The organism is Pseudomonas sp. HMSC067G02, from assembly GCF_001813485.1.
GTDB classification, from domain to species: domain Bacteria; phylum Pseudomonadota; class Gammaproteobacteria; order Pseudomonadales; family Pseudomonadaceae; genus Pseudomonas; species Pseudomonas aeruginosa.
The window spans coordinates 285,430-295,928 of record NZ_KV812632.1 but is presented as its reverse complement, the minus strand read 5'-3'; the positions used below and the strand labels follow the sequence as shown (position 1 = coordinate 295,928).

Annotated in this window: 10 protein-coding genes; 4 read left to right on the top strand and 6 right to left on the bottom strand. The window is 66.0% G+C overall.

Annotation, left to right across the window (positions count from 1 at the left end; all coding sequences use genetic code 11):
• The 3 genes from HMPREF2914_RS05390 to arfB form a co-directional block, all read left to right on the top strand.
• Positions 1 to 1,229 (top strand): amino acid permease (locus HMPREF2914_RS05390; protein WP_070621863.1); only part of this gene is annotated, 1,229 nt, incomplete at its 5' end.
• A gap of 152 nt (positions 1,230 to 1,381) precedes the next feature.
• Positions 1,382 to 1,765, top strand: coding sequence for a lysozyme inhibitor (locus tag HMPREF2914_RS05385; protein WP_003085889.1), 384 nt, complete (start codon positions 1,382 to 1,384; stop codon positions 1,763 to 1,765).
• Positions 1,766 to 1,885: 120 nt separating this feature from the next.
• A complete protein-coding gene (gene arfB, locus HMPREF2914_RS05380) occupies positions 1,886 to 2,299 on the top strand; it encodes an alternative ribosome rescue aminoacyl-tRNA hydrolase ArfB (RefSeq protein ID WP_003105972.1) in 414 nt (137 codons plus the stop codon).
• A 22-nt stretch (positions 2,300 to 2,321) separates the two neighbouring features.
• On the opposite strand, the gene pbpG is transcribed toward arfB, so the two are convergent.
• The 4 genes from pbpG to phhA form a co-directional block, all read right to left on the bottom strand.
• Complete coding sequence (pbpG, locus tag HMPREF2914_RS05375) at positions 2,322 to 3,254, bottom strand: D-alanyl-D-alanine endopeptidase (RefSeq protein ID WP_003105974.1); 933 nt, start codon at positions 3,252 to 3,254, stop codon at positions 2,322 to 2,324.
• Between the two features lie 312 nt (positions 3,255 to 3,566).
• Positions 3,567 to 4,766, bottom strand: a complete 1,200-nt coding sequence (locus HMPREF2914_RS05370) for an amino acid aminotransferase (RefSeq protein WP_003110269.1) — start codon at positions 4,764 to 4,766, stop codon at positions 3,567 to 3,569.
• Positions 4,763 to 5,119, bottom strand: coding sequence for a 4a-hydroxytetrahydrobiopterin dehydratase (locus HMPREF2914_RS05365; protein ID WP_003085898.1), 357 nt, complete (start codon positions 5,117 to 5,119; stop codon positions 4,763 to 4,765). Before HMPREF2914_RS05365 ends, HMPREF2914_RS05370 begins: the two co-directional genes overlap by 4 nt.
• Before the next feature lie 104 nt (positions 5,120 to 5,223).
• On the bottom strand, positions 5,224 to 6,012 hold the full coding sequence (gene phhA, locus HMPREF2914_RS05360) for a phenylalanine 4-monooxygenase (protein WP_023092162.1): 789 nt from the start codon (positions 6,010 to 6,012) through the stop codon (positions 5,224 to 5,226).
• A gap of 283 nt (positions 6,013 to 6,295) precedes the next feature.
• Here phhA and HMPREF2914_RS05355 point away from each other — a divergent pair, with 283 nt between their 5' ends.
• Positions 6,296 to 7,855, top strand: coding sequence for a sigma-54-dependent phenylalanine hydroxylase transcriptional regulator PhhR (locus tag HMPREF2914_RS05355; protein ID WP_003105980.1), 1,560 nt, complete (start codon positions 6,296 to 6,298; stop codon positions 7,853 to 7,855).
• 217 nt (positions 7,856 to 8,072) lie between these two features.
• Here HMPREF2914_RS05355 and HMPREF2914_RS05350 read toward each other — a convergent pair whose 3' ends face one another.
• Both HMPREF2914_RS05350 and HMPREF2914_RS05345 read right to left on the bottom strand, forming a co-directional pair.
• The gene (locus HMPREF2914_RS05350; RefSeq protein WP_003085904.1) at positions 8,073 to 8,339 is read right to left on the bottom strand and encodes a DUF2790 domain-containing protein; all 267 of its coding nucleotides are present in this window, start codon (positions 8,337 to 8,339) and stop codon (positions 8,073 to 8,075) included.
• 268 nt (positions 8,340 to 8,607) lie between these two features.
• A partial coding sequence (locus HMPREF2914_RS05345; protein WP_070702807.1) for an FUSC family protein occupies positions 8,608 to 10,499 on the bottom strand: 1,892 nt, incomplete at its 5' end.

The following is a 10,499-nucleotide window of genomic DNA, read 5'->3' as shown; positions in this document are numbered from 1 at the left end:
GCCAGCTCGGCGAGATGATCGTCGAGGAGCCGGTCGCCGGCTCCTTCAGCCACTTCGCGCACAAGTACTGGGGCGGCTTCGCCGGCTTCCTCTCCGGCTGGAACTGCTGGGTGCTGTACATCCTGGTCGGGATGTCGGAACTGACCGCGGTCGGCAAGTACATCCACTACTGGTGGCCGGAGGTGCCGACCTGGGCCACGGCGGCGTTGTTCTTCGTCGTCGTCAACGCGATCAACCTGGCCAACGTCAAGGCCTTCGGCGAAGCCGAGTTCTGGTTCGCGATCATCAAGGTGGTGGCGATCATCGGCATGATCCTGCTCGGCTGCTACCTGCTGTTCAGCGGCAGCGGCGGTCCGCAGGCTTCGGTGAGCAACCTCTGGGCACACGGCGGTTTCTTCCCCAACGGAGTGAGCGGCCTGGTGATGGCCATGGCGATCATCATGTTCTCCTTCGGTGGCCTGGAAATGCTCGGCTTCACCGCGGCCGAGGCGGACAAGCCGAGGACGGTGATCCCGAAGGCGATCAACCAGGTGATCTATCGCATCCTGATCTTCTACATCGGCGCCCTGGTCGTGCTGCTCTCGCTGACGCCCTGGGACAGCCTGCTGCAGACCCTCAACGCTTCCGGCGATGCCTACAGCGGCAGCCCGTTCGTGCAGATATTCTCGATGATCGGCAGCGGCACTGCCGCGCACCTGCTGAACTTCGTGGTGCTCACCGCCGCACTGTCGGTGTACAACAGCGGCACCTATTGCAACGGCCGCATGCTTCTCGGCCTGGCCGAGCAGGGCGATGCCCCGCGCGCGCTGGCCAGGGTCGACAAGCGCGGCGTACCGGTACGCGCCCTGGTGGTATCGGCGCTGGTGACCTTCCTCGCGGTGGTGGTGAACTATGTGATCCCGCACCAGGCGCTGGAGCTGCTGATGTCGCTGGTGGTGGCGGCGCTGGTGATCAACTGGGCGATGATCAGCATGGCGCACCTGAAGTTCCGCGCGCAGATGGACCGCCAGGGCACCCGCACGCACTTCCGCGCGTTCTGGTATCCGTACGGCAACTACCTGTGCATGGCCTTCGTGGTGTTCATCCTCGGCGTCATGTTGCTGATCCCCGGCATCCAGGTCTCGGTCTATGCCATCCCGGTCTGGCTGCTGGTGATGTGGGCCTGCTACCGACTCAAGGGAGCCCCGCGGCCGATGCCGGGCCTGCGAGTGAAGCCGGTCACCGAGTGATCGATGGGGCGCCGGCGCGCAGAGGAGAGGGGAGCGCTCCTTTGCGCGTCCCGGCGGCCCACAAGACTTTTTCTAGGGGCGCCTGTCGTTGACGCGGCAGGTGCCGAATTCCTACAGTGGCAGCGCCATTTTTTCTCGTTAGAGGGATTTCCATGAAAAAAGCGCTCTGGCTGCTTCTGGCTGCCGTTCCCGTGGTCCTGGTCGCCTGCGGCGGCAGCGACGACGACAAGCAGACCGCCCAGGTCGATTACCTGGCCCTGCCGGGGGATGCCAAGCTGGATACCCGCAGCGTCGACTACAAGTGCGAGAACGGTCGCAAGTTCACCGTGCAGTACCTGAACAAGGGCGACAACAGCCTCGCCGTGGTGCCGGTCAGCGACAACTCGACGCTGGTCTTCAGCAATGTGATTTCCGCCTCCGGCGCCAAGTACGCCGCCGGCCAGTACATCTGGTGGACCAAGGGCGAGGAGGCCACCCTCTACGGCGACTGGAAGGGCGGCGAGCCCACCGACGGGGTCGCCTGCAAGGAGCGTTGAGTTCGACCTGGCGCCTTAGCCGAAATGAAGGAACCCGGCCGCGGCCGGGTTTCTTTTGGCCTGCTTTTCCGCTCGGCAAAGGGGGTATGCTGGCAGCCCGTTGGTCCACCGTGCCGCCCCATGCTGATCATCTCCAATGCCGTCCACCTGCCCGATCATGAGATCGAGCTGAATGCCATTCGCGCCCAGGGCGCCGGCGGGCAGAACGTCAACAAGGTCTCCAGCGCGGTGCACCTGCGCTTCGACATCCAGGCCTCGTCGTTGCCGCCGTTCTACAAGGAGCGTCTGCTGGCACTGAACGACCAGCGCATCAGCGGCGACGGCGTGGTGGTGATCAAGGCCCAGCAGTACCGGACCCAGGAGCAGAACCGCGAGGATGCCCTGGAGCGCCTGGCGGAGTTGATCCGCAGCGTGGCCAAGGTGCAGAAGGCGCGGCGCCCGACCAAGCCTACGCGCGGCTCGCAGAAGCGCCGGCTGGACGGCAAGGCCAAGCGCGGCGCGGTGAAGGCCGGGCGCGGCAAGGTGGATTTCTGATCCGGCCGGTCTTCGCGACGGATCAGCGTACGGCCTGGGCCACCGGCTGGCCGAGGCCGCGCTCGCGGTCGCGTTGCAGGCGATAGGCCTTGGCCGCGGCCGGGATCGCAGTGACCTGGCCGGTTTCCAGCCAGCGTCGCAGGCGGGTGGCGTCGGCGAAGTGGGTGTACTTGCCGAAGGCGTCCAGCACCACCAGGTTGACCGGATTGCGGTTGATCGTGGTGCGCATCACCAGGCAGTGACCTGCTTCGTTGGTGAAGCCGGTCTTGGTCAACTGGATGTTCCAGGTCTTGTTGTTGATCAGGTGATTGGTGTTGCGGAAGCCCAGGGTGTAGTTGGGGTGGCGGAAGGCCACGGTCTTCTCCGGAGTGGTGCTCCACTGGCTGAGCAGCGGGTATTGCCGGCTGGCCACCAGCAGGCGGGTGAGGTCGCGAGCGGTGGAGACGTTGTGCAGCGACAGCCCGGTCGGCTCGACGTAGCGGGTGTTCTTCATTCCGAGGGCGTGGGCCTTGGCGTTCATCGCCTTGACGAAGGCGTTCTTGCCGCCCGGATAGTTCTGCGCGAGGCTGGCGGCGGCGCGGTTCTCCGAGGACATCAGGGCGAGCAGGAGCATGTCCCGGCGGCTGATCTGGCTACCGACCCGCACCCGGGAAAACACCCCGCGCATTTCGCTGGTCTCGCTGATGGCGATCGGCAGTACCTCGTCCAGCGGCAGTTTCGAGTCGAGCACGACCATGGCGGTCATCAGCTTGGTGATCGAGGCGATCGGCACCACCAGGTCGGGGTTGCGCGAGTAGAGCACCTTGCCGGTGTTCTGGTCGGTAACCAGCGCGCTGCCCGACGCCAGCTCCTGTTGCAGCGGCAGCCCGGCCTTGGGCGGCGGGGAGGCGGATACCGCGGTGGCAACGCTGAGGGACAGGAACAGGGTGACCAGTGACAGGAGACGGTTTCTCACGTGCGTTGCTCACTAAGACGAGAAAGTGGGGGCCGTGGGGCACAGTGTGAACTGGTGCCCATAATTGAGCATTTTATGCTCTTTTGTAGGAAAAGCACGTAGGGCTTTGAAAGTGCTGACTTATGGTTGGCCCGGTTCGGAGAGGTTCGGCGGATAACGCCTGTGGCGGTATTCGCCCTACGCCCACAAGGTCGTGGTGCGGTAGGGCGAATACCGCAACGCGGTTATCCGCCGCCTCGGCGGGAGTGCGCGACATTCGCTGGGGCGAAAAAAAGCCGGCCATCACAGCCGGCTCAGGGTAACCGTGAGGGTTCAGTCGGCGCAGACCTGGGCGATGGCTTGCGCCAGGCGGTCGAGGCGGCGCGCGTCGAGACCGGCGACGTTGGCCCGGCCGCTGGAGACCAGGTAAACGGCGTGCTCGTCGCGCAGCCGAGCGACCTGCTGCGGGCTCAGTCCGGTATAGGAAAACATCCCGCGTTGCGCGCCGACATGGGCGAAGCGCTCGGCCAGGCCGTGCGGCGCCAGGGCTTCGACCAGGCCGATGCGCAGGCTGGCGATGCGCGAGCGCATACCTTCGACCTCTTCCTGCCAGAGTCCCTTCAACTCGCTGTCGCCGAGGATCGCCGCGACCACCTCGGCGCCATGCGCCGGCGGGGTCGACCAGAGGTTGCGGGCGAGGAAGGCCAGTTGGCTACGCACGTCGGTGAGCTTCTCGGCGTTCTGCGCGCAGACGATCAGCGCGCCGACGCGGTCGCGGTACAGGCCGAAGTTCTTCGAGCAGGAACTGGTGACCAGCACCTCCGGCAGTTCGCCGGCGAACAGGCGTACCGCCCAGGCGTCTTCCTCGAGACCGTCGCCGAAGCCCTGGTAGGCGAAGTCGATCAGCGGCAGCAGCTCGCGGCGACGTACCACGTCGAGCACCCTGTGCCAGTCGTCGTGGCTCAGGTCGAAACCGGTCGGGTTGTGGCAGCAGGCATGCAGCAGCACCACGTCTCCCTGGGGAATGCGCTCCAGGCCAGCAAGCATCGCCTCGACATCCAGGCGGTTGTCGGCGCTGACGTAGGGGTAGTGGGAAACCTTCAGGCCGGCGGCGGCGAACAGCGTCTCGTGGATCGGCCAGGTCGGGTCGCTCAGCCAGATGCCGCGGCCGGGCAGGCAATGGGCGATGAAGTCGCCGGCCAGGCGCAAGGCGCCGGTGCCGCCGGGCGTCTGGGTGGCGTCGGCGCGTTGCTCCAGCAACAGCGGCGAGGCGGCGCCGAGCGCCAGTTCCGCCAGGCGCGCGGCGAACAGCGCATCGCCGTGGCCGCCGACGTAGCTCTTGGTGGTTTCCTGCTCGACCAGGCGCTGCTCGGCGAGTTTCACCGAGCGCAGGATCGGGGTCAGGCCCTGGGCATCCTTGTAGACACCGACGCCGAGGTCCAGCTTGTCCGCGCGCGGATCGTTGCGGTAGGCGTCGAGCAGGCCCAGGATCGGGTCGCCCGGTACGCGGGCGACCTTGGCGAAATGACTCATTTGCGCCCCTCGGCGGTTTTCGCTACCTCGTCGGTGCGCGCCGCCATGATGAAGTCGTTGCGGTGCAGGCCCTTGATCGAGTGGCTCCACCAGGTCACGGTGACTTTGCCCCACTCGGTCAGCAGGCCCGGATGGTGGCCTTCGGCCTCGGATATCTCGCCGACGGCATTGGTAAAGGCCAGGGCGTGCTTGAAGTTCTTGAACAGGTAGACCTTCTCCAGTTGCATGATGCCGTCGCGGACTTCGATGTTCCAATCCGGAATCTGCCGCAGCAGCACGGGCAGTTCTTCGTCGCTGACGTGCGGGGCGTCGGCGCGGCAGGCTTCGCAATGGGCTTGGGTGAGTGCGGTCATGGTGGGAGTCCTTGGTTGTCGCATGTGGGAGCGGCGGACGGGCCGGACCCGTCCACCATAGTACAAGGCCGCCGCGGGGTCAGCCGCGGTGGCGGCGATTCTCGTCAGGCCGCCTGCTTGGGCGGGAACAGCGGCGCGTGCAGGCCCAGGCGCATGGCCTCGTGGACCAGCGCCATGATGTCTTCCTGGGCCAGTTGGAACAGGCGCTTGAGGTCGGGCAGGACGAAATAGAGCGGTTGCAGGATGTCGATGCGGTAGGGCGTGCGCATCGCCTCCAGCGGATTGAAGGCCTGGTGCAGCGGCTCGTCGGAGAGGCAGTAGACGGTCTCCTTCGGCGAGGAGAGGATGCCGCCGCCGTAGATGCGCTTGCCCAGGTCGGTCTCGACCAGGCCGAACTCGATGGTCATCCAGTACAGGCGGGCGAGGAACACGCGTTCCTCCTTGCTCGCCTTGAGGCCGAGCTTGCCGTAGGTATGGGTGAACTCGGCGAACCAGGGGTTGGTCAGCAGTGGGCAGTGGCCGAAGATCTCGTGGAAGATGTCCGGCTCCTGCAGGTAGTCCAGTTCTTCCGGGGTGCGGATGAAGGTGGCGACGGGGAATTGCTGGCTGGCCAGCAGTTCGAAGAAGGTCTGGAACGGAATCAGCGCCGGAACCCGCGCCACGCGCCAGCCGGTGGTGGCCTGGAGAACCCTGTTGATCTCGTCGAGCTGGGGGATCCGGTCGTGGGGCAGGCCGAGCTGTTCGATGCCGTCGAGGTATTCCTGACAGGCGCGGCCTTCGATCACCTTCAGTTGCCGGGTGATCAGGGTATTCCAGACCTGGTGCTCGGTTTCCGGATAGTGGATGAAACCGTTGTCGTCGGGCTGGCGGGCCACGTACTGCGTCGTTTTCATACGGACTCCATGAGCGGCTTGTGGCCGCGGGGTCTTTGTTGTTGTCGTTGCCTTATCGATACCGCGTCGGGACGGTCCGTGCAGCCCCGGATAGGGACCGGGCAACGGGGAGGAATCGGCGTTTTCGTAAAGTTTTCCTTACGAATTGGCCTGGGTCGCCTGTTCATTGGGCCAGGCATTGTTGCTGGCGAGTCTAACTGTCACATATTCTTGACGGAAATTTCCGGCCGGGAGTTAAAAAAACGGCCGCGAGCCCATCAGAACGACAACACCGGGCCACGCCATGCGTATCAAAGTGCACTGCCAGAACCGTGTAGGCATCCTCCGCGACATCCTCAACCTGCTGGTCGACTACGGCATCAACGTCAATCGCGGCGAAGTCGGCGGCGACCAGGGCAACGCCATCTACCTGCTCTGTCCGAACATGATCAACCTCCAGTTGCAGTCGCTGCGGCCCAAGCTGGAGGCGGTGCCGGGGGTCTTCGGGGTCAAGCGCGTCGGCCTGATGCCCAGCGAGCGCCGGCACCTGGAACTCAACGCGCTGCTCGCCGCCCTGGACTTCCCGGTGCTCTCGGTGGACATGGGCGGGCAGATCGTCGCCGCCAACCGTGCCGCCGCGCAGTTGCTCGGCGTGCGCGTCGACGAGGTGCCGGGGATTCCGCTGTCGCGCTATGTGGAGGACCTCGACCTGCCCGAACTGGTGCGCGCCAACAAGGCGCGGATCAACGGGCTGCGGGTGAAGGTGAAGGGCGACGTGTTCCTCGCCGACATCGCGCCGCTGCAATCCGAGCACGACGAGAGCGAGGCGCTGGCTGGAGCGGTGCTGACCCTGCATCGCGCGGATCGCGTCGGCGAGCGCATCTACCATGTGCGCAAGCAGGAGCTGCGTGGCTTCGACAGTATCTTCCAGAGTTCGCGGGTAATGGCCGCGGTGGTCCGCGAGGCGCGGCGCATGGCGCCGCTGGACGCGCCGCTGCTGATCGAGGGCGAGACCGGCACCGGCAAGGAGCTGCTGGCGCGCGCCTGCCACCTGGCCAGCCCGCGCGGGCAGTCGCCGTTCATGGCGTTGAACTGCGCCGGCCTGCCGGAATCCATGGCCGAGACCGAGCTGTTCGGCTATGGTCCGGGAGCCTTCGAGGGCGCCCGTCCGGAAGGCAAGCTCGGCCTGCTGGAGCTTACCGCCGGCGGTACGCTGTTCCTCGACGGCGTCGGCGAGATGAGCCCGCGCCTGCAGGCCAAGCTGTTGCGCTTCCTGCAGGACGGCTGTTTCCGCCGGGTCGGCAGCGACGAGGAGGTGTACCTGGACGTGCGGGTGATCTGCGCCACCCAGGTAGACCTGTCCGAACTCTGCGCCAAGGGCGAATTCCGCCAGGACCTCTATCACCGTCTCAATGTGCTCTCGCTGCACATCCCGCCGCTGCGCGAGTGCCTGGATGGCCTGGCGCCGCTCGCCGAGCATTTCCTCGACCAGGCCAGCCGGCAGATCGGCTGCGGCCTGCCGAAGCTTTCCGCGCAGGCGCTGGAACGTCTCGAACGCTACCACTGGCCGGGCAACGTGCGGCAATTGGAAAACGTGCTGTTCCAGGCGGTTTCGCTGTGCGAAGGGGGAACGGTCAAGGCCGAGCACATCCGCCTGCCGGACTACGGCGCACCGCAGCCGCTGGGGGATTTTTCCCTGGAAGGAGACCTCGACGCCATCGTCGGGCGCTTCGAGAAGGCGGTGCTGGAGCGCCTGTTCCGCGAGCATCCGAGCAGCCGCCAGTTGGGCAAGCGCCTCGGCGTTTCGCATACCACGGCGGCGAACAAGCTGCGCCAGCATGGCGTGGGGCAAGGCGAGGGCTGAGCGGCATGCTTGCCGGTTTGTTGCAGGCTGGGAAAGAAACGGCGGAGGCGTCGGCCCCTGTGGAAGGGCGGCAGCGCGGTGAGGCGCGGGGAAGACGGCCAGGATGTTCGCCGAGGGGCGGGATTTTCGCCGCCGAGTACACAATGATCGCGCCGGATGGGCGAGCTGCCCCTCGTGGCGCGATCCTTCGGAGGTCGACCCGGAGGTCGAGGAGAGTTTAGCCGCCAGTGCAGCCGTTGCCCCAGACCTGATATTCGACGGTATGTTTCTGCCCGTTCGAATCTTCGTAGGTCATGCGTGCGGGAACGATGCCGCACGCATTGGAAGTGTCGGTTGAAGATATAACGCGAGCCACATCCAGTTGCATGCCATAGGCATATTCTTCAACAGCGTTTTCCTGCTGGCTGGCAGGTTGATCCTGGGCGCCAGCCGCCATCACCAGCGGCGAGCAGGCGAACAGGGCCATCAGGGCGAAAGCCTTCATTACTATTTACCTGAGTAGTTTCTGAGTGGGTACGATCTGCCGTCGGAAGACAGGCGGACAGGTCACCGGTGCAACTCGATAAACAAGGCTGGGTAAGTAAGTCTGCAATCAAGTTGCGGAGTCGAAGTGCAACGGGAGTTAACTTCGGCTGTTGGGTTAATTGTAAGTTCGGATAGGCTGCGACATATAGACTCAGTCAAGACAAGAACCTTGTACGGATCGGTAACAATACCCTTGCGGCCCTCTGTGCCGCGGCTTTGCGACCGGCTCACGGGTTTCTTTCCTGGCCCAGGGGCGATTGCGGGTCGAGCAGGGCGCTGCGAATGAAGTGCAGGTAGCTGAGCACCCGTCGCAGCGGCGAGGTATCGAACTGCGGTGCGCGCGGCTCCGGTGCCGCCCGTACCGCCATGATCGCCTGGTTCACCGCGTGCAGGGCGCGCTGGCGGTTGCTCGGCCCGGGTTGCAGGAACAGCCGGATCAGCGCCCGGCCCATCAGGCGGATCGCCCGGCGCCAGGCGGTGCGTTCGGCGTAGCAGGGCTCCTGGGGCAGGCGTTGTTGTTCGAGGCGCAGCTCGATGATCGCCTGGCCGACCTCCAGCACCAGGAACATCCAGCCCAGCAACCGGCGCTGCACGTCCGGGCGGCCGGCGGAGAAGGTGTAGGCCTGGTTCAGCAGGTCGCGGGTGCCGCTTTCGAAACCGGAGACCAGGCCCTTGCTCTTGCCGCTGATGGCGAACACCACCCGCTCGCGCAGGTCGTGCTCCAGGCGCTTCCACATCCACGGCCGGTTCGGCGGCAGGATCACCATGGCGGCGACCGTGGCGAGGACCATCGACAAGAGTAGTGCCAGGTATTCGTTGAAGAAGGCCAGGGCGTCGTAGCGCGCCATGTTGGCCGGCAGCGAGGCGAAGCAGAACCACACCAGCAGGCCGACGCCGTAGCCGTTCCACTGCGGCCGCCAGAGCAGCAGGGCGCCGACCGCGAAGACCGGCAGCAGGCAGCAGAGCAGCATCGGGAAACCGTCCACGTGGGGTAGCAGGTAGAGCAGCACGAACAGCCCGGTGCAGGCCCCGGCGAGGGTCCCGAGGGTGAGTTGCAGCGACAACCGGCCGGGATTCGGCGAGGTCGAGGAGAGCGCCGAGATCAGTACCGCGGTGAGGGCGAAGGTGCCGCCGTAGGGCCAGGAGGTCTGGATCCAGAACGTGCCGAGCAGGCCGATCATCAGCGCGCTGCGCGCTCCGGCGACCAGCGCGGCGACCGGGTTGGCGCGGGCGACGAAGCTTTCCTTCCATTGCTCGCGGGCATGGTGGTGTTCGGCCAGGGAAGCGTGGGTCAGGGCGTAGTTGTGCAGGTCGTCGGTGAAACGGAAGGCCAGTTCGGCGGCGGTGTTGAAATCCAGCAGGTCGTTCTCGCCGGGGCGCTGCTCCACCAGGCGCTGGCGGGCCTGGCGGATGGTCTGCATCAGTTCCGGCTTGTAGGCCTCGATGCGTTCGGCCAGGCGCGCGGCGTCGGCGTCGGTGGGCGTCCGTTCGCGAATCGGCGCGAGCAGCCCGGCAAGCTCCGCCAGGCAGGGCGCCAGGACCTCCAGGACATTCTGCGCCCCGCGCCCGCGCAGGCGTTCGAGCAGGCGGTGGAGGCCGTGGAAGCGACTGGTCATGACCATGAATTCGTTGTTCAGGCGAGTCAGCCGGCCGCTGCGCAGGCGCATGTGCGGATCTTCGAAAGTAGTGGCGCTGCGCAGGTTTTCCAGGCCCACGGACTGGGCGACGAAGCGCGCGCTGAGCTCGCCGAAGCGCTCGCCGTCGAGGCTGCCCTGCAGGCCTTCGGCGGCGAATCCGGCGAAGTCGCGGAAGCGCCCGTAGAGTGTGTTGCGCAGGGCGGCGCCGCTGGTCTGCGGCAGGAAGATGGCGCTGACGGTACCGGTGCAGAGGATGCCCAGGGATATTTCCAGGACCCGCCACAGCGCCGCCATGAAGGCGCCTTCCGGGTGTGCGGTGGCGGGAATCCCGATCATGGTCGCGGTGTAGCCGGCGAGTACGCAGGCGTAGCCGCGGAAATCGCGGTAGCGCGCGGCGCCGGCGGTGCACAGGCCGACCCAGAGCGCCAGGCAGGCGAGGAACAGCACGCGCTCCTGGGCGAACAGGGCGATCAGGGTGACCA

Coding starts and splice junctions, on each gene's coding strand:
- phhA (WP_023092162.1), bottom strand. CDS start 6,012: ATGAAAACGACGCAGTACGTGGCCCGCCAGCCCGACGACAACGGTTTC.
- HMPREF2914_RS05365 (WP_003085898.1), bottom strand. CDS start 5,119: ATGACCGCACTCACCCAAGCCCATTGCGAAGCCTGCCGCGCCGACGCC.
- HMPREF2914_RS05350 (WP_003085904.1), bottom strand. CDS start 8,339: ATGAAGGCTTTCGCCCTGATGGCCCTGTTCGCCTGCTCGCCGCTGGTG.
- HMPREF2914_RS05385 (WP_003085889.1), top strand. CDS start 1,382: ATGAAAAAAGCGCTCTGGCTGCTTCTGGCTGCCGTTCCCGTGGTCCTG.
- HMPREF2914_RS05370 (WP_003110269.1), bottom strand. CDS start 4,766: ATGAGTCATTTCGCCAAGGTCGCCCGCGTACCGGGCGACCCGATCCTG.
- HMPREF2914_RS05355 (WP_003105980.1), top strand. CDS start 6,296: ATGCGTATCAAAGTGCACTGCCAGAACCGTGTAGGCATCCTCCGCGAC.
- arfB (WP_003105972.1), top strand. CDS start 1,886: ATGCTGATCATCTCCAATGCCGTCCACCTGCCCGATCATGAGATCGAG.